General features: G+C 58.2%; 13 protein-coding genes, 1 pseudogene and 2 riboswitches. Of the genes and pseudogenes, 5 read left to right on the plus strand and 9 right to left on the minus strand.

Annotated features, from left to right (window positions below; all coding sequences use genetic code 11):
• Positions 1-98: 98 nt before the first annotated feature.
• Positions 99-785, minus strand: a pseudogene (locus ACXPVS_RS18455) (S-type pyocin domain-containing protein); the annotation flags it as partial.
• A 405-nt stretch (positions 786-1,190) separates the two neighbouring features.
• On the opposite strand from ACXPVS_RS18455, the gene sohB reads away from it, so the two are divergent.
• The gene (gene sohB / locus ACXPVS_RS18460; RefSeq protein WP_458511210.1) at positions 1,191-2,216 is read left to right on the plus strand and encodes a protease SohB; all 1,026 of its coding nucleotides are present in this window, start codon (positions 1,191-1,193) and stop codon (positions 2,214-2,216) included.
• Positions 2,217-2,299: 83 nt separating this feature from the next.
• Here the strand turns inward: sohB and ACXPVS_RS18465 are convergent, their stop codons facing one another.
• From ACXPVS_RS18465 to ACXPVS_RS18475, 3 genes are all read right to left on the minus strand, one after another.
• The gene (locus tag ACXPVS_RS18465) at positions 2,300-2,794 is read right to left on the minus strand and encodes a DUF934 domain-containing protein (RefSeq protein ID WP_458511211.1); all 495 of its coding nucleotides are present in this window, start codon (positions 2,792-2,794) and stop codon (positions 2,300-2,302) included.
• Positions 2,778-4,436: a nitrite/sulfite reductase gene (locus ACXPVS_RS18470; protein WP_458511212.1), complete on the minus strand. Its 1,659-nt coding sequence runs from the start codon at positions 4,434-4,436 to the stop codon at positions 2,778-2,780. The genes ACXPVS_RS18465 and ACXPVS_RS18470 overlap by 17 nt, the downstream gene beginning before the upstream one ends.
• A gap of 563 nt (positions 4,437-4,999) precedes the next feature.
• Positions 5,000-5,218 carry a DUF2970 domain-containing protein gene (locus tag ACXPVS_RS18475; RefSeq protein WP_458511213.1) on the minus strand — a complete coding sequence of 73 codons (219 nt, stop codon included), beginning with the start codon at positions 5,216-5,218 and terminating at the stop codon, positions 5,000-5,002.
• A 113-nt stretch (positions 5,219-5,331) separates the two neighbouring features.
• Between ACXPVS_RS18475 and ACXPVS_RS18480 the strand changes: the two genes are divergently transcribed.
• A complete protein-coding gene (locus ACXPVS_RS18480) occupies positions 5,332-12,447 on the plus strand; it encodes an NEL-type E3 ubiquitin ligase domain-containing protein (RefSeq protein ID WP_458511214.1) in 7,116 nt (2,371 codons plus the stop codon).
• A gap of 62 nt (positions 12,448-12,509) precedes the next feature.
• Here the strand turns inward: ACXPVS_RS18480 and metH are convergent, their stop codons facing one another.
• Entirely contained in the window at positions 12,510-16,220 is a 3,711-nt protein-coding gene (gene metH / locus ACXPVS_RS18485; protein WP_458511215.1) for a methionine synthase, read from the minus strand.
• A 154-nt stretch (positions 16,221-16,374) separates the two neighbouring features.
• Here metH and ACXPVS_RS18490 point away from each other — a divergent pair, with 154 nt between their 5' ends.
• Both ACXPVS_RS18490 and nfuA read left to right on the plus strand, forming a co-directional pair.
• Positions 16,375-18,669, plus strand: a complete 2,295-nt coding sequence (locus ACXPVS_RS18490; protein ID WP_458511216.1) for a fatty acid cis/trans isomerase — start codon at positions 16,375-16,377, stop codon at positions 18,667-18,669.
• A 189-nt stretch (positions 18,670-18,858) separates the two neighbouring features.
• Complete coding sequence (gene nfuA / locus ACXPVS_RS18495; RefSeq protein ID WP_458511217.1) at positions 18,859-19,443, plus strand: Fe-S biogenesis protein NfuA; 585 nt, start codon at positions 18,859-18,861, stop codon at positions 19,441-19,443.
• 87 nt (positions 19,444-19,530) lie between these two features.
• Here the strand turns inward: nfuA and cobM are convergent, their stop codons facing one another.
• From cobM to ACXPVS_RS18515, 4 genes are all read right to left on the minus strand, one after another.
• The gene (cobM, locus tag ACXPVS_RS18500) at positions 19,531-20,277 is read right to left on the minus strand and encodes a precorrin-4 C(11)-methyltransferase (RefSeq protein ID WP_458511218.1); all 747 of its coding nucleotides are present in this window, start codon (positions 20,275-20,277) and stop codon (positions 19,531-19,533) included.
• Positions 20,278-20,360: 83 nt separating this feature from the next.
• Positions 20,361-20,774, minus strand: a complete 414-nt coding sequence (locus tag ACXPVS_RS18505; RefSeq protein ID WP_458511219.1) for a cobalamin biosynthesis protein — start codon at positions 20,772-20,774, stop codon at positions 20,361-20,363.
• On the minus strand, positions 20,771-21,478 hold the full coding sequence (locus ACXPVS_RS18510) for a CbtA family protein (protein ID WP_458511220.1): 708 nt from the start codon (positions 21,476-21,478) through the stop codon (positions 20,771-20,773). Before ACXPVS_RS18510 ends, ACXPVS_RS18505 begins: the two co-directional genes overlap by 4 nt.
• An 11-nt stretch (positions 21,479-21,489) precedes the next feature.
• Positions 21,490-21,693, minus strand: coding sequence for a CbtB domain-containing protein (locus tag ACXPVS_RS18515; RefSeq protein WP_458511221.1), 204 nt, complete (start codon positions 21,691-21,693; stop codon positions 21,490-21,492).
• Between the two features lie 121 nt (positions 21,694-21,814).
• Positions 21,815-22,043, minus strand: a riboswitch (cobalamin riboswitch).
• 93 nt (positions 22,044-22,136) lie between these two features.
• Positions 22,137-22,351: riboswitch (cobalamin riboswitch) on the plus strand.
• A 98-nt stretch (positions 22,352-22,449) separates the two neighbouring features.
• Here ACXPVS_RS18515 and cobW point away from each other — a divergent pair.
• Entirely contained in the window at positions 22,450-23,505 is a 1,056-nt protein-coding gene (cobW, locus tag ACXPVS_RS18520; RefSeq protein ID WP_458511222.1) for a cobalamin biosynthesis protein CobW, read from the plus strand.

Consider the following 23,505-nt stretch of genomic DNA (forward strand, 5'->3'; position numbering starts at 1 on the left):
TGCTGATGCGGCTGCCGACGCAGCGCGCCAGTGAGATCGCCGAGTTGTTGCCGCATAACTGGCTGCCGTTACGCAACCTGTAATGCCCGTTCGCTTACGGTCGGCGGGTACACCCATATCCCAGGCTTCAACGAGGCGCCTTCCAATGCTGGAATGCCCAGCACCTCATTAGGGTCGGCTGCCGGGGTCCAGATGACCTCAATTCCGTTCCCTATGTCCGCAACCCGTTGCTCACCCCGTGCCTGCGCTGCGATCACGGGCACCTGTTGCCACTCCGTCTTCGTCCCGGTATAGAAACCGTACACACTCACAGAGCCATCTGGCAGGTGTTTCACATTGACCCGCACACGGGTGTTCCCTTGGCTCAATTGGGCGTATTGCTCGGACGTATAGAAGGCGCTGTCAGCGGAAGTATCGTCAGGTATCAGCAACGCAGCGAAGCCCACAGCCGTGGAACCAGCTAACGTTAAGGAGCCCCTAAGAAGGGCTGCAAGGGCTGAAGCATTACCCGAACCTCCGACCCATTGCAGTGCAGTACCTCCAGCGGTAACTGCTGAGCCAGTGCCCAGTACCGCATAGGTGCCGTACTGCTTCAGTGATTCAACAGGTACAAAGCCACCGGGATTGCTATGGTTAATCAGCCCATCTGGCAATGCACAGGACTTGGCGAAGACACTGCCCTTAAGCGCTGGTCGCAGTGGCTTTTTGGGGATCGGCGGGGGCTCTTTGATCTCTCGTCTACGTTTATCCTGCAAAAGCGTATTGAGCCTCGCTTTCTCTTGCATTGCTTGGTCATAGCATACTTTGCAATGGTGGCCATTCCAGCTCCCTGCGGTCATACAGCTATCATCCGGTAATAGGTTGGCCTGCCAGGCTAAGACGGGGCCGTATGTGGATGATGTAGGAAAAGTCCTAATGTTGAGCTGAATGGTCTATTCGAGAATCAGACAGAAAAATCTGAATGACCACCTCAGTGTTTCTACCGCCCCAAAGTCCCCCGTGGGACCCTCGCGCCGGAGCCTTATCGTGCGCCCGCATGGGGTCGTTATCGCGCTCGTGCAGGCCTCTGGAAGTCAGGCATTTTGGGGCCTCAGCGGTGTCACATAGTGTTAGAACACTGTAACAACAGCGTTAGACATCCGTCGAAAGATGTCCGTAGAATGGGCCTCTCATGCCTCATTGGAAGCCTTATGGAGTTTTTTGCCGAGTACGCAGTTTTTCTGGCTAAGACCGTGACACTGGTGATCGCCATTCTGGTGGTCCTGGCCAGTTTCGCGGCATTGCGCAGCAAAGGTCGGCGCAAGTCGGTCGGGCAGTTGCAAGTCAGCAAACTCAATGACTTCTACAAAGGGCTGCGCGAACGCCTGGAACAAACTTTGCTCGACAAGGAGCAGCTCAAGGCCTTGCGCAAGGTCGCAGCTAAAACCGAGAAAAAGCAAAAGAAAAAACCTGAGGCAACCAAGCCTCGGGTGTTCGTGCTGGATTTTGACGGCGACATCAAGGCGTCGGCCACCGAAAGCCTGCGCCATGAAATTACCGCGCTGCTGACCCTTGCCACGCCCAAGGATGAAGTGGTGCTGCGTCTGGAAAGCGGCGGCGGCATGGTTCACAGCTACGGCCTGGCGTCCTCTCAACTGGCGCGTATCCGTGATGCCGGTGTGCCGTTGACCGTGTGCATCGACAAGGTAGCGGCCAGCGGCGGCTACATGATGGCGTGCATCGGCGAGAAGATCATCAGTGCGCCGTTCGCGATTCTTGGCTCGATTGGCGTCGTGGCGCAGTTGCCTAACGTCAACCGCCTGTTGAAAAAGCACGACATCGACTTCGAAGTGCTGACCGCGGGCGAGTACAAGCGCACCCTCACGGTGTTTGGCGAAAACACCGAGAAGGGCCGCGAGAAGTTCCAGGAAGACCTGGACATCACTCACCAGTTGTTCAAGAACTTCGTTTCGCGCTATCGCCCGCAACTGGCCATCGACGAAGTGGCCACCGGCGAAATCTGGCTGGGTGTTGCCGCGCTGGACAAGCAACTGGTGGACGAACTCAAAACCAGCGATGAATACCTCGCCGAGCGTGCCAAGAAGTCCGAGCTGTACCACTTGCACTACGCCGAACGTAAAAGCCTGCAGGAACGCATCGGCATGGCGGCCAGCGGCTCGGTCGATCGTGTGCTGCTGAGCTGGTGGAGTCGATTGACCCAGCAACGCTTCTGGTAAGCACCGTTACGTAATCGTTTACGCCGGCCACAAAAAAGCCCTGAATCGGATTCCCGATACAGGGCTTTTTGTTATACGCCTACTTAGCGGCGACGGAACAGCGGCAGTGGTTCGTCGGTAGCAGCCTGATAGGTCACCGAGAAGTCCTTGAGACCTTCCAGGGCTTCGTACGGGTCTTTGTCGGCGCGGATCGCAAAGGCGTCGAAACCGCAGCGGTGCAGGTAGAACAACTGGTCGCGCAGCACATCGCCAATGGCCCGCAATTCGCCTTTGAAACCATAACGGTCACGCAGCAGGCGGGCGTTGGAATAGTTGCGGCCATCAGTGAAGGCTGGGAAATTCAGGGCGATCACCTGGAAACTTTCCACGTCGTCACCGATTTCTTCCGCTTCTTCATCGGCATCCAGCCATACGCCCAGGCCGCCATCGCGGGCCTTGAGCATTCGGCTGTGTTCGCGCCACAGCTGTAACGGGACGATCAGGTCGTCGCAGTTGCTGATCTCGTCGATATTGAAGTCCTTGGGCAACAGGTGCCAGGTTTCATCGACAACTTCGTAGTTCTTAATTATTCGCTGCATAGACGCGCTCCTTGAAGAGGTCAATGCCAATACGCTGATAGGTGTCGATGAAACGCTCGTCTTCGGTACGTTGTTCGATGTACACGTCGATCAGCTTTTCGATCACGTCAGGCATGGCTCCCTGGGCGAAAGACGGGCCGAGGATCTTGCCCAGGCTGGCGTCGCGACTGGCGCTGCCACCCAGGGACACCTGGTAGAACTCTTCGCCTTTCTTGTCCACCCCTAGAATGCCGATGTGGCCGACGTGGTGGTGACCGCAGGCGTTCATGCAGCCGGAGATGTTCAGGTCCAGTTCGCCGATATCGAACAGGTAATCCAGGTCTTCGAAGCGACGCTGGATCGACTCGGCGATCGGTATCGACTTCGCGTTGGCCAGGGAGCAGAAGTCGCCGCCCGGGCAGCAGATGATGTCGGTCAGCAAGCCGATGTTCGGCGTGGCGAAGCCCTGCTCGCGCAACTCGCCCCACATCGCAAACAACTGAGTTTGCTCAACGTCGGCCAGAATGATGTTCTGCTCGTGAGACGTGCGCAGCTGACCGAAGCTGTAGCGATCGGCCAGGTCGGCAACGGCATCGAGCTGCTTGTCGGTGATGTCGCCCGGCGCAACACCGGTCGGCTTCAGGGACAGGGTCACGGCCACATAGCCCGGCTTCTTGTGAGCCAAGGTATTGCGGATGCGCCAGCGCGCGAAGCCTGGGTGTTCTTTATCGAGTTCGGCCAACGCCAGGGTCTGGTTGTCCAGAGCCTTGTACTCCGGATCAACGAAGTGTTTGGCGACGCGATGCACTTCGGCTTCGGTCAGCGTGGTCTGGCCACCGCGCAGGTGCTCCATTTCGGCATCGACTTTTTGCGCGAAGACTTCAGGTGTCAGGGCCTTGACCAGAATCTTGATCCGCGCCTTGTACTTGTTGTCACGACGGCCGTAGCGGTTGTACACCCGCAGTATGGCGTCGAGGTAGCTCAACAGGTCTTGCCACGGCAGGAACTCATTAATGAATGCGCCGACCACCGGGGTACGGCCGAGACCGCCACCCACCAGCACACGGAAGCCCAGTTCGCCAGCCGCGTTGTGCACCGGCTCAAGGCCGATGTCATGGACTTCGATGGCCGCACGGTCGGAAGTCGAACCGTTGATGGCGATCTTGAACTTGCGCGGCAAGTAAGCGAATTCAGGGTGGAACGTGGTCCATTGACGGACGATTTCGCACCACGGGCGCGGATCGATCAACTCGTCGGCCGCGACACCGGCGAACTGGTCGGTGGTGACGTTGCGCAAGCAGTTGCCGCTGGTCTGGATCGCGTGCATTTGCACGGTCGCCAGTTCGGCAAGGATGTCCGGGATGTCTTCCAGCGCGGGCCAGTTGAACTGTACGTTCTGCCGGGTGCTGATGTGGGCATAGCCCTTGTCAAAGTTGCGGGCAATCCTGGCCATCATTCGCGTCTGGCGCGAAGTCAGCTGGCCGTAGGGCACCGCCACCCGCAACATCGGCGCAAAGCGCTGGATATAAAGGCCATTTTGCAGGCGCAGGGGGCGGAACTCTTCTTCGCTCAGTTCGCCTGCCAGATAGCGTCGGGTCTGATCACGGAACTGCTTGACGCGGTCCTCGATGATCCGCTGATCGTACTCGTCGTATACGTACATATAAGTCCTGTTCTCAGGCTTGGGCCGGTCGGATCCAGTTGCGTTTTTCGCCTAGAAGTCTCCGATGCTGCCTCGGCAATTCTGCGCGCACGGCCGCGCACTCCCAACGGAGCCGGGGCAAGATACCAGTTTGCAGTTATGCGCAAAAGTGATGTTTGAGTATATGTAAAGAACCAAAACGACTAATGAGGCTCATCGCTCCAAAACCCACATTTGTGATCCGGGCAATCATCGTCTTAACTGTGCTCGAGTCTTTATGCAATCACCGATAAAACCGACAAGAGGCGATGCAATGAGCAACCCAACCAAAACGTCAAAACCTGATAGTACGGTCGATGCTTGGGCCATTTTGTTCCTGATCATCCTGGTCGTGGGCACAGCTGTATTTTGGGTCAGCCATCAATAACTGACCCCGAGTAAGCGCCGTTCTCCGGGACCTCACTGGCTAAAACGCCCCATGCCGGCATATTCGCAGGCGGGTGGGCTGCCCGGGAAGGATGATCTCACCCATTACGGTGGCCGATGTCGTATCGCTATCCGTTCAGTCTGCAAACCTTGATGCGCTAAACCCCGGCCAGATGCACCACCAGTTGCACGATGCCATACAGCATCAGCGCGAACAGCGCGGTGAACAAAACCCCCAGAATCACGAAATGACTGGGCTTGCCGTGAGTGAAGTCCCGCGCCCGGTTCTTCCCGCTCTGCACCCCGAACGCCGCCGCCATGACGCTGTGCAGCATCTGCCAGAAAGTGGGCGGCTTGTTGTCTGTTGGATCGTCCATAAGCCCCTCGTCTCCCGTTTGAGTAAGACAAGCATAGACAACCCTCGGGAAGAAGTTTGCCCCCGGCGGCACCCGGTATAAATATGTACCGCCCTGGATGACAAAACTGCTGATTGACTGGTGCTTCATTTGACAGCATCAGGTATTGCTACATGAGGGGAATCCCATCGGCCCAGGAAAAGGGCCTTCACAACCATTTCATCAAAAAAAAACTGCACCATCGGATACGCCACCTGACCCTGGCAAACATCCGGGCGCTGGATCGGGCGAGAACACCAGGCGGCCTGGCCGAAAATGCCATGCCGGATTGGTTTCAGAAGGTCTCCAGTGACCAACGACAAACTGTACGGGACGACCAGAAGCGCAGTCGAACCGCCAACGAAACCCTGGCACAAACACTCACCGGGCTCAAAGGGGTCACCGAATTTGCGCAACCGCTGCTTGAAGCGGCGTTGCAAAAAAAGTTCGGGTTGAACGTTAATGTTGCGCAAACTTGGCTCTACGAACCCTTTGCAGGCTCGCTGATCACTCGTCAGACGTTGCTGCAACTGGCGCTGCGCAATTTTGAAGAAGATCAGGCGTTTGATGAACGTGACGTCATCGCTGAACGAGGCAAACGGGCTGCCAATCTGGAAACACAAGGTGGGCCTTACGGTTGGGATTATCCGGAAAAGGGCCCTTCAACGCGCTACAGGATCAAGAAGCTACCGATAAAACCCGCCGATTTCGCCTCGCTATGCCGTGAACTGGATATCGGCAAGCAGTATCAGGAACACCTGATGGCGATGTTTGATGCCACGGACAGGGCGGCCACCGTACGCACCCAAACGATCGACGCGTGGAAGGACAGTCTGCGGGTGCATGCCCATATCGCCCACCTCAAATCGCTGATCACGCCATCGGCCTACAGCACATTGCTGGCCGTGCTCAACGGCGACAAAACGGCAACACTGGACGGTGAACGCGTCACTTTCAGTCAGTTACATGTGCTGGGGTCGCCTGTCAGTGAGTTGTTTGTCATTGGCGCAAGCCGGCGCAAAGGTAAAAAGATCAACTTCCGCTGGACCAATCCCGGTGTAAACCTGTTTGACGTACTGGGTTATCAAGACTCGCGAATCATTATCTGTAATGCGGGCGATCCGGTGGCGCCGGTCATGGAATATGCCTCGCTCAAGTCCTTTGAAAATGACCTGAGCTACAGGCTGCGCGATGTGAATTACCAGCGTTCTTTCCTCAGGCTCATCCCCCACGGTGATGCGGGCAAGTTCCTCGGCAAGATCAAGACTGCCCTGCAAACACTCAAATGGAACCCGGATTTCCCTTACCGTAAACAGACCCTTTTAGGGCACATAGACGGCATCTACGAAAATGTTTATCGGGACGAGCCGGTTCTTGATATCAGTGAAGAGTTTATTGACACGCAGCTGTTTAGCGAGCTGTACACGCGGCACCAGACGCGCCTGAAGGAGACTGCCGAGCAACTGGCGGTACCGACGGCCAAGGTCGATCATGATGCCTGGTATGAACGACTCCGCGGCTATGCCGAATGGGGGCTGAACATACTCAACGTGGCCGCATTTTTTGTGCCTGGCCTGGGCGAGGTAATGATGGCCGTGATGGCTGTGCAACTGACCACAGACATTTATCACGGAGTTGAAGCGTGGAGCATCGGGGACACGGATCAGGCCTGGAGTTATTTGAAGTCAGTGGCCGCGAACGTGGCATTCATGGCGGCTGTAGGTGCGGTTGCCAGTAAAGCGCCGAAAGTGCTGTCCACACCCATCGTCGATGGCCTGGTCAAGGTCAAATTGCCGTTTGGCAACGAACAGTTGTGGCGTCCTGGCTTGACGCCTTACCTGAACGACAGGGTCTTACCAACGGGGCTCAAGCCTAACAAGCTTGGGCAGTATGAAGTGGATGGCAAGACCTATATCAGGCTCGACGGAAACGTCTACGAAAAAACCTTCGACCCCAAGCTGAACAAATGGCGTCTCAAACACCCGACGGCCCCGGACGCTTACCACCCCGTTCTTGAACACAACGGTGAGGGCGCGTGGCACCATCGTTTCGAGCGCCCGCTGGAGTGGGATCGTGCCACCTTGTTACGACGTCTTGGCCCGGTTGCCGACGGTATTGACGCGGCGACGCTGGAGAAAATCGCCGATATCAGCAGCGTTGACGACGGCCTGCTGCGCAAGATCCATACGGATAACCTGCGCTTGCCATCAGCGTTATCCGATACATTGCGGCAGTTTCAAATCGACCGTCAGCTCAATGCAATGATTGAACAGATTCGTCTCGATCAGCCGGTGCCGGACAGCCGCTACAACGACGTCTTGCCGCAAGTGATCAATATGCCGCGTTGGCCGCAGGGGCGGGTGATCGAGGTGTTCGACAATGCAAGCCTGAGCAGTGCTTCGTCCCGTTACGGTGAGGCGTCGACACCCGTGATGCCGAGCATCAGGATTTCCCATGAAGATGTAGCTGCCGGGAAACTGCCCGAACGAGTGCTTGCGGCGCTGGACGAGAAAGAAATCATCCGCTTGCTGGGGGGGGAAGGTGCGCGGGTCGCGGCAGAGCGTGAAACGGTTTTTCGACAACAACTTGGCGCCCATCTTTCGGGCAACAAAACCTCATTGTTCGACAAGCTCAGCCAGGACTCCAGGGGAACAGCGCGTGAAATTCAGACGCTGCAACATACTTTCCCCAGCCTATCGACGGACGCGGCGCAAGAAGTCCTGGTCAGTGCCACAGCCAAGGAGCGGCTGCACATCAAACAAACCGGCCGACTCCCGAGCAGTCTGTTGCTCAAGGGGCGTGCACGCGCCCGGGTTACTCGGCTGAACAAGGCCCTGTCCGGATTGCAGCTGGAGAGCATGGCGTCGTCCGACAGCCAGCGCCTGGCGCTGCACAGCCTGGAAAAACTCCCCGGCTGGCCGAAAAACCTGCGCCTGGAAGTTCGTCAGGGCGATTGCGGTGCAAAACTGCTCGACAGCATCGGTAGCGAGACGGCCGAGCAAGTCAAATACCTGGTCAAGGACGGCTATCAACATCATCAAGCCAACCAGTTCCAGGCCTTCGACCAGCAAAAAAACGCGTTGAACAGCGTGCCGAAAGAAGGCGACAACTTTTTCTCTTCGGTCATGCATGCGTTGCCGGACGACGTCCGCACTCAGTTGGGCATGCCCAATGTGGCGCAAGGTGCCAAGTTACAAAAGACATTGACCACGTATGCCATGGGCCACCGTGATCAGATGATGGAAACCCTCGTGCCCAACGCCTCCACGCCACGATTACGGCCGCCGTTGCGACTGGCCGACGGCAGGGTCGGCTACCCATTGAGCGGGCGAGGTGCCGGAGCAACCGTGAATCTCTCGTTGATCTCAAGGTTGCGGGATGTCTATCCGAACTTCTCCGATGAGATGGCGGAGTCAATAGTCATCCAGCTTGCCCTGGATGGCATGACCGAAACGCAGATTGCCAATTTTCTGAACATACGGGGCCGGGAATACGAGGCACTGACGGCGCAGCTCGAACAATGGGTGCACAGCGGCGGCCAGAACACTGTCCGCCATCAAGTGGCACGAAACATTAAAGACGTCTGGCAGCGCAGGGGTATTTACGATGGCGATGCCAGTGTTTATCTGGACGTGGGCGCTGCAGACAGCTTGCCGGAACTGGTCGGCAGTTTTCCTCACGTAAGTGGTCTGAATATGAGCGTTGGTGGGGTATTGAGTCAGACGCCGGAAGCCTTTGTGCGGCAGTTCCCCAACGTCCGGTCGCTAAGGTTGGGGATCCAGGATGGCGTCGATAGGGCTCAACTGGCCGAGAGACTAAAGGCACTGCCGAGTATTCGTGAACTGCGGATGATAGGGCCGCGGGGGGCGGAGTTCACCGAAGCTGCCCAGTCGCTGATAGACGTCATGCCACAACTGCAACAATTGGACGTGATCGGCATGGCGCACGAACTGGATGTCAGTCGCCTGACTCAACTGCAGTCGTTAAGTGTGTACGGAACGACAGAGGTCTGGCCGAAGGGCGCTCTGCAATTGCCACAGCTCAGGTCGCTGGACCTCACCCACTCAAACGTCAAGACTCTTCCCCCTCAATGGCTGTCTGGGCATGAATCACTGTGGCCTGGCATGAAACTCAACTGGGCCAGGCTGGGCACTGAGGACTTTGTGAAGGCATACGAGTATGTGCACGACAATCCTGCGCATTTACTGGATGCCGGGCAAATGCTGGATCGTTATTGCCAAGGCACGCTACACCACGCGCTGGACACAAGCGACGATCTTTCGAAGATTGCCCTTGGGCGAATGAAGGCTGAGGGGTTGGCAGGGCGGGCGTTGCTGGTACGGATCAATGCACTGCGCCAGGATGGGCAGGCATTGCGACAGCAACTGGAGGCGTGGCAGCAGCGAACAGCAAGCGCCAATGGCCGGCAAGTCAATCTCCGGGAACGAGAAGCTGTTGCCCGGCGAATCCGTGAGTGCTGGCGTGATGGTCTGCGTAAACGCTATGGCGCAACAGAGGAGGCACACTCTTGGCAACCTCAGGCCGGACCTTCAACGGTACGGCCATGGCCTGTCATGCCGCGACAGATCATTTCATCGAATCTTGATTTGTCCGGCTGGGCGCTGGGCGATCTGCCCGAACTGCCAGCGCTGTCAGCAACGAATTTTGCCCATGTACAAACCCTGAAAATGTCCGGCGTGGTGGCCTCACCCGAGGATTTCAGTCGTTTTTTGAGCGGCTTCACCGACGTCCGCAAGTTGGATCTGAGCGGCAATCAACTGCAGGATCTTCCGTCGGCATTGGGCAACTTCGGAAAACTCACTGATCTGGGGCTGAGCCGAAATCACCTGACCATTACCCCGAGTATGCAACAACGCTTGAACCGGTTGTCTGCCCTTGAACGCCTGGACTTGCGCTATAACCGGCTCGATTCGCTGGATGTCAGCGCCATGACCCGCTTGAAGACCCTGCGTGTGGGCCATACCGCCATTAAAGACTGGCCAGGAGGTGCGTTAGGCTTGTCCAGCCTCGGCACGCTTGAGTTGAACAACAGCGCGATCACGACGATTCCTGAGGCTGCCCTGACCGGCCATGATGCTCTATGGATCGATATGATGGGCTGTCGGTTGACGGCCAAGGCCCGCACCGATTTGTTGGCGAGTACCTCTTCCGAAATACTCATGGGTATCTACAGAACCAGCTTGCAGGCGGGCTTTACCATGGGTGAGCCCGAGTATTTTCCAGTTTTGGTCGCGCAAAATCCGGACGTGTTACTGCCGCTGCCTGTTGTGCCTGGCAATGACCTGACACGCTTGACCCCGCAAGCCCGCTTGCGAAGGCTTGACCCGGATCTGCCAGGCGCCGAGGCGATACAGATGATTGATGAACTGACATTGCGCCATGGCGGCGCTGGCCCCCTGTATGAGCAATTGGCCAAATGGGACAGACAACATCAGGCATTGACGAAGGCCCTGAACGCCTGGATCGAAACCCCACCACAGCAGATGGGTGAGTCCTCTCTTCCTGTGTGGATTGCAGCCACCGAGCGTCGTCAGGCGGCTGACCGGATAATGGCGTGCTGGAGGCAGAACCTTTGCGGGGCGCAGGCCGTGGAGGGCGCATCGGGAGGTTATATCCTTGATCTGTCCAATAACCCCTTGGGCAATCTTCCGGCTCTACCCGCCGACTTCGCTCATGTCGGTTCGTTGAACCTGAACAACGTGTACCTGAGAGAAGAGGGGCTAAGCGATTTCCTTGGTGCGTTTACTCATGTTCATACCCTGGCGCTGAATGCCAACGCAATATATGCCTTGCCAGAGTCCGTTACCTCACTGAACAGTCTCAAGCGACTTTCGGCAGCCAATAACCGTTTTTCCGATGCGCCTCAGCTCCAGCGTCAGTTGGCAGTATTGAGCAACCTGGAGTCATTGAACCTGGCAGAAAACTGGCTTGAGTCGCTGGATGTCAGCCCTCTTACCCGTTTGCAGGCCCTCGATCTGAGAGAAAATCGCCTGATCATCTGGCCGCAGGGCGCGCTTCAGCTCCCCTCGCTCAGCGCACTGGATTTGCGCGACAACATGATCGAGTCCATTGCGCCGGTTCTGATGGCCGATGAACACCGGGTGTTGCGTGCGGGCACGGATCTGGCCGGCAACGAAACGCTGGATGGCGCGAGCCTGCTAATGCTGCGTAATCAGGTGCTGGAAGGCGAGCAGATAATGGGATGGACGCCAGGAGAAATTGACGAGGCGCTGGAGCGGTTTGATAGCAGTAGTGACGCCAGCTTTAACGACAGCGATAGCGATGACTCGATCGCAAGTGACGTAGACGTGGATATGGATGAGGTGACAGGTACCGATGCCCGTGAGCGATGGATCGCTCCGTCAGCAGCCGACTCAAAGGAACTGATACGGATATGGGATGATTTCGAGCCAGCGCAAAACAGTAAATTCTTCTTCAATTTGCTGGCCAAATTGGAAGGTACCGCAGACTTCCTGACGGGACATTCTGATCTTGTGCGGCGGGTCCATACCGTACTGAGGGTGGCCGATAGCGACGCAGGTCTGAGGGATACGATATTCGAGATGGCAAGGTCTGGCGCAACGTGCGTGGATGGTCAAATCCTGTTGTTCAGCGATATAGAAGTTAAGGCTTTCGAATTTGAGACCGCGAAGTCAATTTCCACAGGTCAACAAGGCAACATCTTGTTCAGACTTGGCAGGAGCCTGTTTCGCCTTGGGAAAATCGAGGAAATCGCTAATCGCGACATTGTCCAGCGACAGGCACAGCGCCGCTCAACTGATCCGGCGGAAGTGCGGTTAGCCTATCGTATCGGCCTTGCCGAGCGACTTGAGTTGCCGGGACAACCAAGAGGCATGCGCTACAGCGGCAACGTTGCGCCTGACAGGCTGGATGCAGCCCATGCTGAAGTGATCGCGGCAGAACAATCATCGGCATTTATTGACGACTTGGTCGGCCGCAAGTACTGGAGCAACTATTTGAAGGACAAATACCCTGAACGGTTCGCCCAGGTGCGGGAGGGCTTCGCAGGCAGAGAAGATGACGTAGACGAGGCGTATCCAGGTTACGGCGAAGGCGCGCAGGAGCAGTACAAAACCGCCATGCAGGCGATAGAGGCAGACCTTCTCTTCGAGCAAGGAAAGTTGGTGCGCCAATTGTCTGAAAAAGAACGGACGCTGGTGGGGCTGTAATGTTAACCCTGCAGCTTTCATAGGAACCCCGGGAGTCGCACCAATCGACTCCCGGGGCACTATCAGTTGTCGTAACCCAGGTTCGGCGCTAACCACCGCTCGGTTACGCTCAACTCCTGACCCTTGCGCGAGGTGTAGCTCTGCACCTGATCCTTGTCGATCTTGCCCACGGCAAAATACTGCGCTTGCGGGTGAGCGAAGTACCAACCGCTGACCGCTGCCGCCGGGAACATTGCGTAGTGCTCGGTGAGGAACACGCCGCTGCGGCCGGCTTTCATTTCCGAGGCCTCAGGGTCCAGCAATGTGAACAACGTGGATTTCTCGGTGTGATCCGGGCAGGCCGGGTAGCCCGGGGCAGGGCGGATACCGGTGTATTGCTCCTTGATCAACGCCTCGTTGTCGAGTGTCTCGTCCTTGGCGTAACCCCAGTAGTCTTTACGGACCTGCTGGTGCAACCACTCGGCGCAAGCCTCGGCCAAGCGGTCGGCCAGTGCCTTGACCATGATCGAGTTGTAGTCGTCACCCGCATCCTGATAGGCCTTGGCCACTTCTTCGGCCCCGATCCCGGCGGTGGTAATGAAGCCACCCACGTAGTCAGTCACTTCGCTGTCCTTGGGTGCAACGAAGTCAGCCAGGGAGAAGTTCGGTTTACCGTCGGTCTTGATGATCTGCTGACGCAGGTGATGCAGCTTGGCAATCGGCTTGCCGTCATCGCCATAGACTTCAATGTCATCTTCACGCACCTGATTGGCCGGCCAGAAGCCGAACACCGCACGGGCGCTGATGAGTTTCTCGTCGATCAGCTTGGCGAGCATTTCCTGGGCATCAGCGAACAGCGCGGTGGCGGCTTCACCGACCACTTCATCCTTTAGAATGCGCGGGTACTTTCCGGCCAGGTCCCAGGAGATAAAGAACGGCGTCCAGTCGATGTATTCGGCCAGGACTTTCAGGTCGATGTTGTCCAGCACCTTGGCACCGGTAAACGTCGGCTTGACCGGCTCGTAAGTGCTCCAGTCGAACTGCGGCTTCTTGGCGATGGCCGCTGGGTAGCTCAGGCGCTCGGTGCGGGCGCTACGGTTGGCGGTACGCTCGCGGACTTCGATGTATTCCAGGCGAGTCTTCTCGATGAACGCCGGCTTCAGTTCCTTGGACAGCAACTGCGTCGCCACGCCCACGGCGCGGGAAGCGTCGGTGACGTAGATCACTGCGTCGTTGCTGTATTTGGGCTCGATCTTCACCGCCGTGTGCGCTTTCGAGGTGGTCGCGCCACCGATCATCAGCGGCAGATGGAAGTCCTGACGCTGCATCTCACGGGCCACGTGGACCATTTCATCCAGCGAAGGGGTGATCAGGCCTGACAGGCCGATGATGTCGCACTTCTGCTCCTTGGCCACTTGCAGGATTTTCTCCGCCGGCACCATTACGCCGAGGTCGACGATGTCGTAACCGTTACAACCCAGCACTACGCCTACGATGTTCTTGCCGATGTCGTGCACATCGCCTTTTACCGTGGCCATGAGGATTTTGCCCTTGGCTACCGGTTTGTCGCCTTTTTCCAGTTCGATGAATGGAATCAAGTGGGCCACAGCCTGCTTCATCACGCGGGCGGACTTCACCACCTGCGGCAGGAACATTTTGCCGGCGCCGAACAGGTCTCCGACGATGTTCATGCCGGACATCAGCGGGCCTTCGATCACTTCGATCGGGCGAGTGAACGACTGACGGGACTCTTCGGTGTCTTCAACAATGTGCGTGGTGATGCCCTTGACCAGCGCATGCTCCAGCCGCTTGTTGACGGGCCAGCCGCGCCACTCTTCGGTTTCGGCTTCCTTGACGCTGCCGTCACCCTTGTATTTGTCGGCAATGGCGAGGAGGGCGTCGGTGCCCTCCGGGGTGCGGTTGAGCACTACGTCTTCAACGGCGTCACGCAGCTCGGCCGGGATCTGGTCGTAGATCTCCAGTTGGCCGGCGTTGACGATACCCATGGTCAGGCCGTTGCGGATCGCATACAGCAGGAACACCGAGTGAATCGCCTCGCGCACCGGGTTGTTGCCACGGAACGAGAACGACACGTTGGACACGCCGCCCGAGGTCAGCGCGTACGGCAGTTCGTCACGGATGTAGGCACAGGCGTTGATGAAGTCCACAGCGTAGTTGTTGTGTTCTTCGATGCCAGTGGCGATGGCGAAGATGTTCGGGTCAAAGATGATGTCTTCCGGCGGGAAGCCGACTTCGTTCACCAGAATGTCGTAGGAGCGTTTGCAGATTTCTTTCTTGCGCGCTTCGGTGTCGGCCTGGCCGGCTTCGTCGAAGGCCATCACGACGACTGCGGCACCGTAGCGTTTGCACAGTTTGGCGTGATGAATGAACTGCTCGACGCCTTCCTTCATGCTGATGGAGTTAACGATGCCCTTGCCCTGGATGCACTTGAGGCCGGCTTCGATCACTTCCCACTTGGAGGAGTCGATCATAATCGGTACACGGGAGATGTCCGGCTCACCGGCAATCAGGTTGAGGAAGGTCACCATGGCCTTCTTCGAATCGAGCATCCCTTCGTCCATGTTGATGTCGATCACCTGCGCGCCGGCTTCGACCTGTTGCAGGGCGACTTCCAGGGCTTCGGTGTAGTTGTCTTCACGGATCAGGCGGGCGAACTTGGCTGAACCGGTGATGTTGGTCCGCTCGCCGACGTTGATGAACAACGAGTTGCGGTCGATGGTGAACGGTTCCAGGCCCGACAGGCGGCAGGCCTTTGGGATGTCCGGAATTTCACGCGGTGCATAACCGGCCACAGCATTGGCGATGGCTTCGATATGGCCCGGCGTGGTGCCGCAGCAACCGCCGACGATGTTGAGGAAGCCGCTTTGGGCGAATTCTTCGATGACTTTTGCAGTGTCCGCCGGCAGTTCGTCGTACTCGCCGAACTCGTTCGGCAGGCCGGCGTTCGGGTGCGCGGATACGTGGGTGCTGGCCTTGTTCGACAACTCTTCCAGGTACGGACGCAATTCGCTGGCACCCAAGGCGCAGTTCAGGCCGACCGAGATCGGCTTGGCGTGGGCCACGGAGTTCCAGAAGGCTTCGGTGGTCTGGCCGGATAGCGTACGGCCGGAGGCATCGGTGATGGTGCCTGAGATCATGATCGGCAATTCGACGCCGAGTTCTTCGTAAACACCTTGCACCGCGAAGATCGCCGCTTTGGCGTTCAAGGTGTCGAAAATGGTTTCGATCAGGATCAGGTCGGCGCCGCCTTCGATCAGGCCTTTGGTGGCCTCGGAGTAGTTTTCCACCAGTTCATCGAAGGTCACGTTGCGGTAGCCGGGGTTGTTCACATCAGGCGACAGCGAGCAGGTGCGGCTTGTAGGGCCGAGCACGCCAGCAACGAAGCGCGGCTTGTTCGGGGTTTCCAGGGTCTTGGCGTCTGCCACCTTGCGTGCCAGACGTGCGCCTTCTACGTTTAGCTCGTACGCTAGGCCCTGCATGCCGTAATCGGCCTGGGACACCTGGGTGGCGTTGAAGGTGTTGGTTTCCAGAATGTCGGCGCCGGCATCCAGATAGGCTTTCTCGATAGCGCCAATCACGTCCGGGCGCGTTAGGATCAACAGGTCGTTGTTGCCCTTAACGTCACTTGGCCAGTCCGCGAAGCGTTTGCCGCGGTAATCCTGCTCTTCGAGCTTGTAGCTCTGGATCATCGTGCCCATGCCGCCATCGAGAATCAGGATGCGCTCTTTGAGGGCGTGCTTGAAAGCTTGAAGGCGAACACTGCGATCGGACATTTGGACTACTCGGAAAGACCATGACGAAGGGTGGGGATGATAGCAAACCTGTACGGTTTTAGAGCATGCCCCGGTTTTGCATGAATATCGCTCATGTTGGAGCGAGGTGTAGACCGGTAGAATCGCGGCGTTTTTCATGATTGGGAACAGGGATATGTCTTATCGCGTCATCAGCATTGTTTTGCTGTTTTTAAGCTGGGGCGCCGCCGCGCAGGATCCGGCCATTTCCTCTGCCGTTTCCTACCGCCGCGACATTCAACCGATCTTCACCGAAAAGTGTGTGGCCTGCCACGCCTGCTATGACTCCGCCTGTCAGCTCAACCTGGGCAGTGGCGAAGGGGTTGCTCGTGGCGCGACCAAGGTCCCGGTCTACGACGGCGAACGCCGCCAGGCTGGCGCGCCGACCCGGCTGTTTTATGACGCCTTCGGTAAACGCGCCTGGCAGCAAAAAGGCTTCTATTCGGTGCTTGACGCTCAGGGCAGTCAGGCCGCGTTAATGGCGCGGATGCTTGAGTTGGGCCACAAAACCCCCTTACAACCCAATGCCAAGCTGCCGGAGGACATCGTCCTCGGCCTGAACCGGGAAAACATGTGCGCGCTGCCGGGCGAGTTCGACGGCTACGCCAAATTACATCCCAAGGAGGGCATGCCGCTCGCGGTCACCGGCCTGACCGATCAGCAATACCAGACGCTCCAGCGTTGGCTCGCGTCCGGCGCGCCGATTGACGAGCAAGGTCTTGTGCCAAGCGCCAAAGAAGCATTGCAGGTGGTGCAGTGGGAAAACCTGCTCAACGCCCCGGGCTCACGGCAAAGCCTGGTGGGGCGCTGGTTGTTCGAGCATTTGTTTCTCGCTCACCTCTATTTCAAGGACGGCGAGCCGGGGCATTTCTTTCAGTGGGTGCGTTCGCGCACGCCGACCGGCCAGCCGATCGACCTGATCAACACACGTCGCCCGAATGACGATCCAGGCACTCAGGTGTATTACCGCTTGTGGCCGGTGCAAGGCGTGATTGTGCAGAAGACCCACATCACCTACCCGTTGAGCGCGGCGAAGATGGCCCGGATCAAAAGCCTCTTCTATAACGGCAAATGGCAGGTCGAGGCCTTGCCGGGCTATGGGCCGCAGCGTCGGGCCAATCCGTTCACCACGTTCGAGGCGATCCCGGCCCAGGCGCGTTATCAATTCATGCTCGATAACGCCGAATACTTCGTTCGTACGTTTATTCGCGGCCCGGTGTGCCGCGGCCAGATTGCCACCGACGTGATCCGCGACAATTTCTGGGCAATGTTTCAGGCGCCTGAGCACGACCTATACATCATTGATCCGAAGTATCGCGGCCAGGCCACTCCCTTGCTGGCGATGCCTGGGCAGAACGACGATGTCGGCAGCGTTCTGAGCCTGTGGCATGACTACCGCGACAAACGTAACGCGTACGAGGCGTTGCGCCGTGACAGTTACGCCGATACCCCGGCGCCGAGTTGGTCGACCTTGTGGGCCGGCAACGACAACGCCTTACTGACCATTTTTCGGCATTTCGACAGTGCCTCGGTGAACAAAGGCCTGATCGGTGACGTGCCGCAAACGATGTGGCTGTTCGACTTCCCGCTGCTGGAGCGCACGTATTACCAATTGGCGGTCAACTTCGACGTGTTCGGTAACGTCTCCCATCAAGCCCAGACCCGGCTGTACTTCGACCTGATCCGCAACGGCGCCGAGCAAAACTTCCTGCGCCTGATGCCGGCCGATTCGCGCGACGATTACCTCGACGATTGGTACCAGAGCGGTGGCAAGTTCAAGATGTGGCTGGACTACGAGGCCATCGACAACGACAAAAAAACGGCGCTGGTGCTGGACGAAAAGGACCCGAAACGCGATTTCGCCATGCAGTTGCTGGCCCGTTACGGCGACCTCAACGCCAAGCCGGATCCGATCAACCGTTGTCACGGCGCTTATTGCTCGCGGCCGAACATCGACCCGGCCTTGCAGGGGGCCGAGCAGGCCTTGAGTCGTCTGACTTCACGTCCGGCGGCCGGGCTTAAGGTTATTGATCAATTGCCTGAGGCCACCCTGCTGCGCATCGAAACCCAGAGCGGCAAGCGCGAGGTTTACAGCCTGCTGCGCAATCGCGCGCACAGTAACGTCGCGTTCCTGCTGGGTGAATCTCTGCGGTATCAGCCAGGGCTCGACACATTGACTATTTATCCGGGCGTGCTCAGCAGCTATCCGAACTTCATATTCAACATCCCGGCCGAGCAAGTGCCTGAGTTCGTGGGCGAGATGGAAAACGCCAAGGATGCTAATCGATTCGAAAAAATCGTCGAGCGCTGGGGGATTCGCCGCAGTCATCCGCAGTTCTGGTTCTACTTCCATGACCTGAGCCGGTACGTCCACGAGACCGACCCGGTGGAAGAGGGCGTGTTGGACATGAACCGGTACGAGAATCTTTGATCGACCTTTGATGATGGTGTGGTGTCGCATATGAAGGGGTGGCAAGTTGCGTCTGTCGGTGGCTTAAAGACTGGATTGACAGCCGAACCGGCGAAGATGGCTATAACCGCTCTTTCCCGACAAAAATACTAGGACTTTGTACGGCGCGATGATTGGCGTAAACTGCGCCCAAGCCTGCGAGGAGTTTCCATGACCGCTATTACCATTACCGACGCCGCCCACGATTATCTGGCTGATCTGCTCTCCAAGCAGAACACCCCAGGCATCGGCATCCGCGTCTTTATTACCCAGCCTGGCACCCAGTACGCCGAAACCTGCATTGCTTATTGCAAGCCGGGCGAAGAAAAACCTGAAGACACGGCGCTGGGGCTCAAAAGCTTCACCGCTTACATCGACTCGTTCAGCGAAACTTTCCTGGACGATGCGGTAGTCGACTACGCCACAGACCGTATGGGCGGCCAGCTCACCATCAAGGCGCCAAACGCCAAAGTACCGATGGTCAACGCCGACAGTCCGGTCAATGAGCGTATTAACTATTACCTGCAAACCGAGATCAACCCGGGGCTGGCCAGCCACGGCGGTCAGGTCAGCCTGATCGATGTGGTCGACGACGGCATCGCCGTGCTGAAGTTCGGCGGCGGTTGCCAAGGCTGCGGCCAGGCAGACGTCACCCTTCGCGAAGGCATCGAGCGCACCTTGCTCGAGCGCGTTCCCGAGCTCAAGGGCGTTCGTGACGTCACGGACCACACGCAGAAAGAAAACGCCTACTACTGAGTAAGGTGTTCGCTGCAAACCTAAAAACGGCGCCCGTGAGCGCCGTTTTTTTATGGGTGATTGACGGTTCCCACGGCGTAGGAACGGTCAGGGCCGGAAGAGATGTGCATGCCCGGCACGGTACAGTGACGACTCACTGAAGTGATCACTGCCCAAAACCCGACCCACCAAAATCAACGCCGTGCGCCGAAACCCCTTGGCTTGAACCTTCGCCGCAATGTCTTCAAGCGTCCCCACCACCCAATCCTGATCCGGCCAGGTCGCCCGGTGAATCACCGCGATCGGGCAATCCGCGCCGTAATGCGGCAGCAATTCGGCGAGGATTTTCTCCAGATGATTGACCCCCAGATGAATCGCCATAGTCGCCCCATGCTGCGCCAGGCTGCCAAGCTCTTCGCCGGCGGGCATCGCGGTTTTGTCGGCATAGCGGGTCAGGATCACACTTTGCGACACGTCGGGTAACGTCAGTTCCGCGCCCAGCAATGCCGCGCAGGCCGCCGTGGCCGTGACGCCGGGAATGATTTCATACGGGATGTCGAGTTCACGCAGGTAGCGGATCTGCTCACCAATTGCACCATAAAGACTCGGATCGCCGGAGTGCACCCTGGCCACATCCTGGCCTATGGCATGGGCGGATTTGATCAGCTCGATGATCTGTTCCAGGTGCAGTTCGGCGCTGTTGACTACCTGTTCGGCGCGATGACCTTCCAGCACGGCGGCAGGCACCAGGGAGCCGGCATAGATGATCACCGGGCAGCTGCGAATAAGCCGTTGGCCTTTGACAGTGATCAGTTCCGGGTCGCCGGGACCTGCGCCAATGAAGTAGACGGTCATCGTCGGTTCCTGTGAGAAAAAGGGGGCGGGCAAGGCTTCAGATGAAGATCGCTCATGATTGAAGGCGGGGATTATCGAGGATTTTATGCAGCGCCGGCCAACGCCAAGGTTGCCTGGGCATATTTTTGTCGTGAAATCAGCAATTTTGCCGGTGCCTGGGCCAATTGCTCGGCCAGGGCCAGGGCGGCACTTTCCGCGACGCCGTAGCAACCGGTGCGTTCGAACGCGATGTCCGAGCGGTGGCTGAGCTGCAGTTGATAGCCGGCCAGTTGTTCGCTGCTGAAGTACATCAGGGGGAGTGCTAGTTGTTCGGCCAATTCGATCAAGCCAGGTTCTTCGCGCTTCAGGTCGATGCTGGCCAGGGCCTTGATCTGGTGAAGTTCGATTTTATGAGCCTGTAACGCTTGATCGAGCAACGCCCGCAGCGTGCTGACGGGGCAGCCACGCTGGCAGCCCAGGCCGACCACTAACGTCGGCGCTGTGCTGATCTCAGTCATGCGCTGTATTGACCATCGCTTTTACGGCGGAACAACCAGGCACTGATCAGGCCCAAGGCCAGCCAGAATGCCACGTTGGTCAGCTGCGAAGCGATTTTGAACTGAGCTTCCAGGGCTTCTGGAGCCAGCATCGAGTGGGCTTCCGGTTGTGGTGCGCCGAGCACATGAGGGACAGCCAGGATTGCCACGCCGAGCACTTTCATCAGCCAGTGACGGCTGAACACGATCAATGCGATGCCGACGGCTGTGGAGGCTGCCGTGCCGATCCACCAAATCTGCCGTTGCGCCAAATCAGCTGCGGCAGTGCCCGGCAGTTCAGGCGGCAGAGCGAGGGTCGGTGCGAGCACGAACGTGGCGTAACCGGCCAGCCCCCAAAACAGGCCTTGGGAGGTTTTGGTCGGTGCGCGCAAGGTGTAAAGACCGGCCAGCATTAGGGCGAAACCGACCGCTACCACCAGATTGCCGCCGGTGGTGGCCAGCACGCGCTGCCAGCCGTTTTCCGGTTCCCAGCCTTCAGCATCGTGAGTGTGGGCGGTGACAGCACCTGCGGCGTGTTCGTGAACTTCAACAGCGGCGGGCTCGGATTTTTCGTAAGTCTCGGCCTGCAGAATCAACGGAGCCACCCAGAAGCTTTGTAGCAGGGTCAGTAGCAGGGCGGCCAGCAGCCCGGTGAACCCTGCGGTTTGCGCAATACGCTTGATCATATCGGCAGGTCTCAATGGCACGGGAATGCGGCGCTGTGGCGGGTATCGTGCGCGGCGTTGTGCACCGCTTCGATGTGCGAGAAACCGGCGAAATACACAAGGCTAACACCCAGGATCGACGCGCACACTGCGGCGGCCAGGCGTTGAGTCAGGGTATTGGTGGTGGTGGCGGTGCTCTTATCGGTGTTGCTGCCGGTACTGCTGATGATCGACATGGCGCTTCCCTCTGGTCTGTCAGCGGGTGATGTGGAGCGCATGGAAGACCCCTGCGAATCGCGCACGCAGAGGTTCAAACAGCGCCCGCCCACCGCGGGTTTGTTATTCAGTGATCGTAATGGTCACTTTGTGTTGCGGGCCGGTCTCCGGGCTCACGAGGGGCACTGGCTTTCGCCTTGACCTGCAAGCATCACCTTCCCATGCCGAATTGCTGGCACAGTGGATCTGACGCTTCGCTCGCTTACCGTTGCGGGGGCAGCACCGGACTGACATGACTTTAGAGTAAAGCACATGATTCACCGGTTTCCCGTTTCACCCTGTGAAGGGCACCCGTAACAAGGCGTGTAGGAGAGCATGGGCGAGGGTTGGGCGTCAATTGGCAAGGGTTCTCAACTCGACGTCACCGAGCTCAAGTGAACATTGACCCGCCCCCATGCGATGCGTAGCCTTGCGCTTTCGAGGTTCTTCGGCGTCTGCCGAAGCTAAGAAGGGAACGCGGTCGATGCCGCGGCTGCCCCCGCAACTGTGAACGGTGATATTCGCTGCCACGCCACTGCAAACCCTGTGCAACGGGTTCGCGGGAAGGCGCAGCGAATGCCAGGCCCACAAGCCCGACACGCCGTCAGCCAGGAGACCTGCCTCGATACAGATTCTCACTACAACCGGGCGGGGTGATCCGGTGGCGAACTCTTCCGCGCGCATCCGTCGTAGCGATTGTCGTCCCGTATGCCCGCCACCTTGCCAAAGGGCATCCGATGAAAACACTGGCCAAACTCCCCGTCACCATCGTTACCGGCTTCCTCGGCTCGGGCAAAACCACTTTGCTGCGGCACATGCTCGACAACGCTCAGGGCCGCCGCATTGCGGTGATCGTCAACGAATTCGGCGAGCTGGGCATCGACGGTGAAATCCTCAAACAGTGCGCCATTGGTTGCACTGAAGAAGAAGCCAACGGCCGCGTCTACGAACTGGCCAACGGCTGTCTGTGCTGCACCGTTCAGGAAGAGTTCTTCCCGGTGATGCGCGAATTGGTCGCCCGGCGCGCCGACCTCGACCACATCCTCATCGAAACCTCGGGCCTGGCTCTGCCAAAACCGCTGGTACAAGCCTTCCAATGGCCTGAAATTCGCAGCGCCTGCACCGTTGATGCGGTCATTACCGTGGTCGACAGCCCAGCGGTCGCCGCCGGTACCTTCGCGGCTTTCCCGGACCAGGTCGATGCCCAGCGCAAACTCGACCCGAACCTGGACCACGAATCGCCGCTGCACGAGCTGTTCGCGGATCAACTGGCCAGCGCCGACCTGGTGATCCTCAATAAAGCCGACCTGATCAGCCCTGAAGACCTGGCCCGCGTGCGCCTGGAAGTCGCTGAAGAACTGCCGCCGGCGGTGAAAGTCATCGAAGCCAGCAGCGGTCGCGTGCCATTGGACGTGCTGATCGGCCTCGGTGCCGGTTCCGAAGAGCACATCGACAGCCGTCACAGCCATCACGATCACCACCATGAAGACGACCACGACCATGATGCATTTGACTCGATTTCCATCGAGCTGCCTCAAGCCGATGAAAGCCTGCTGCTGGACGCGCTGACCCAATTGGTGGTCCAGCACGGCATCCTGCGCGTCAAAGGTTTCGCGGCGATCCCGAACAAACCGATGCGCCTGCTGATCCAGGGCGTGGGCACACGTTTCGACAAACACTTTGACCGTCAGTGGGGCGCCGACGAAGCGCGTACCACGCGCCTGGTATTGATCGGGCAGGAGCTGGACGCCACTCTGCTTGAAGCGCAATTGCGCGCTGCGCTCAGCGTTTAA

It is taken from the genome of Pseudomonas sp. Ma2-10 (assembly GCF_054330215.1).

What these genes read in the sequence shown, in the direction of transcription:
- sohB (WP_458511210.1), top strand. Translation starts at nt 1,191, where the DNA reads ATGGAGTTTTTTGCCGAGTACGCAGTTTTTCTGGCTAAGACCGTGACA.
- ACXPVS_RS18465 (WP_458511211.1), bottom strand. Translation starts at nt 2,794, where the DNA reads ATGCAGCGAATAATTAAGAACTACGAAGTTGTCGATGAAACCTGGCAC.
- ACXPVS_RS18470 (WP_458511212.1), bottom strand. Translation starts at nt 4,436, where the DNA reads ATGTACGTATACGACGAGTACGATCAGCGGATCATCGAGGACCGCGTC.
- ACXPVS_RS18475 (WP_458511213.1), bottom strand. Translation starts at nt 5,218, where the DNA reads ATGGACGATCCAACAGACAACAAGCCGCCCACTTTCTGGCAGATGCTG.
- metH (WP_458511215.1), bottom strand. Translation starts at nt 16,220, where the DNA reads ATGTCCGATCGCAGTGTTCGCCTTCAAGCTTTCAAGCACGCCCTCAAA.
- ACXPVS_RS18490 (WP_458511216.1), top strand. Translation starts at nt 16,375, where the DNA reads ATGTCTTATCGCGTCATCAGCATTGTTTTGCTGTTTTTAAGCTGGGGC.
- nfuA (WP_458511217.1), top strand. Translation starts at nt 18,859, where the DNA reads ATGACCGCTATTACCATTACCGACGCCGCCCACGATTATCTGGCTGAT.
- cobM (WP_458511218.1), bottom strand. Translation starts at nt 20,277, where the DNA reads ATGACCGTCTACTTCATTGGCGCAGGTCCCGGCGACCCGGAACTGATC.
- ACXPVS_RS18505 (WP_458511219.1), bottom strand. Translation starts at nt 20,774, where the DNA reads ATGACTGAGATCAGCACAGCGCCGACGTTAGTGGTCGGCCTGGGCTGC.
- ACXPVS_RS18510 (WP_458511220.1), bottom strand. Translation starts at nt 21,478, where the DNA reads ATGATCAAGCGTATTGCGCAAACCGCAGGGTTCACCGGGCTGCTGGCC.
- ACXPVS_RS18515 (WP_458511221.1), bottom strand. Translation starts at nt 21,693, where the DNA reads ATGTCGATCATCAGCAGTACCGGCAGCAACACCGATAAGAGCACCGCC.
- cobW (WP_458511222.1), top strand. Translation starts at nt 22,450, where the DNA reads ATGAAAACACTGGCCAAACTCCCCGTCACCATCGTTACCGGCTTCCTC.